Origin of the sequence: Staphylococcus equorum (genome assembly GCF_001747895.1) — a bacterium.
Lineage (GTDB): Bacteria > Bacillota > Bacilli > Staphylococcales > Staphylococcaceae > Staphylococcus > Staphylococcus equorum_A.
In genome coordinates this window covers 1-1,464 of sequence record NZ_LNNB01000032.1, presented here as the reverse complement: position 1 = coordinate 1,464, position 1,464 = coordinate 1, and the positions used below count along the sequence as shown (strand labels likewise).

The 1,464-nt window shown below is 32.3% G+C and carries 2 protein-coding genes; both read left to right on the top strand.

What is annotated here, in order from left to right:
• Nucleotides 1–681: 681 nt before the first annotated feature.
• Nucleotides 682–825 (top strand): ribbon-helix-helix domain-containing protein, encoded by a 144-nt coding sequence (locus AST02_RS13045; protein WP_018616903.1) that lies wholly within the window; start codon nt 682–684, stop codon nt 823–825.
• A gap of 65 nt (nt 826–890) precedes the next feature.
• Nucleotides 891–1,463: a replication protein gene (locus AST02_RS13040; protein ID WP_026260398.1), complete on the top strand. Its 573-nt coding sequence runs from the start codon at nt 891–893 to the stop codon at nt 1,461–1,463.
• The last annotated feature ends 1 nt before the right edge of the window (nt 1,464 follow it).

The window sequence follows — 1,464 nt, the reverse complement described above, 5'->3', positions numbered from 1 at the left end:
TTCAGCGTTTATTATGAATAATTATATTAAACCTATTAGACATAGAAGGAGATGAATTTGAATTAGCTAGCCAAAATGGCTAGCTTTTTGCGTTAGCAAAAATAAAGGGTCTGGGATATAATCCCAGGAAGGGTATTTGCAGAACGAAATGAGCGTTAGCGAATGAAGTGGCTAGCAAATACGACGCTTGCCAAAACTTCAATTAACTTGTGATATGAGAAATACTTTTGACGAGCAAAGAAATAATGATAGCTACTTCAGTAGCGATTGGTGCAGTTGTAACTTGGATTAATCCAAGTTAACAACCAATCCAAATCATTACTTTCGATATCGTGAAGTCAAAAGGAAATTAAATTACAAGTTAATTGAAGTTGGGATTTGATTTATGGATTTTAGTAATCACATTTTTGATTACTGTTTTTGTATTTAATCTTTGGATTTTTCGAACCTAGGGGGGCAACTACGACCCCCCCTAGGTTGGTCACTGGTCAGAGGTCAAAACTCTGTATCCCTTGCGCCTCTAAGGCTGAAAGGGTATAAATCGCGAAACATCAACGGAGAGTAAGGCTCAACCCGGTTTTTTGATAAAAATGCATAAATTTCTTACACTTTAGTTATAAATGTGTTAGATTGTTTTATAAGGGAATTCGTATTTATAGAAAATTGTTGAGGTGAAAAAATATGGCTGAAAAACAAGAAAAAAAACGAATTATGATAACTTTGAATCAAGAAGTTTTTGAAAAAATAGAAGTTTTATCTAAAGAAACAGGTTTAAGTAAATCTGCTTTGATTACAATGTGGGTTAATGAACAAAAAAAGGCATAAAAATAGTCGCCAGGGCAAATGGCGACTAAGAAATAAATTATACTTATAAGTGAGGTAATTATAACATGAGTGAAAAGAGAGATACAAGAACACGTAATTGGACATTTTTTGTTTATCCGGAATCTGCACCTGAAAATTGGAGAGATGTTTTAAACGAGATGCATATACCGTGGATAGAAAGTCCATTACATGATAAAGATGTAGATTCTAATGGAGAACTGAAAAAGGCTCATTGGCATATATTAATATTATTTGCTTCTAAAAAGTCTTATGAGCAGGTTAGAGAGATTACTTTAAGGTTAAAGGCACCAAATCCTCAAAAGGTTATGGATCTGAAAGGTATGGTGCGTTATTTTGCTCATATGGATGATCCTAATAAGTTTCAGTATAGTAAGAGTGAAATAATAGGTCATGCTGGTGCTGATCCTTTAATATATCTTTCTGCCAATTCTGGAGAGAGATATCAATTAATTAAAGAAATGATTAGTTTTGTTAAAGAAAATGATATTGATGAGATTCAAGACTTAATAGATTATGCTATGGAAAATAGATTTGATGATTGGTTTCCGTTACTTTGTGATAATTCAGCGTTTATTATGAATAATTATATTAAATCTATTAGACATAGAATTAGATGAA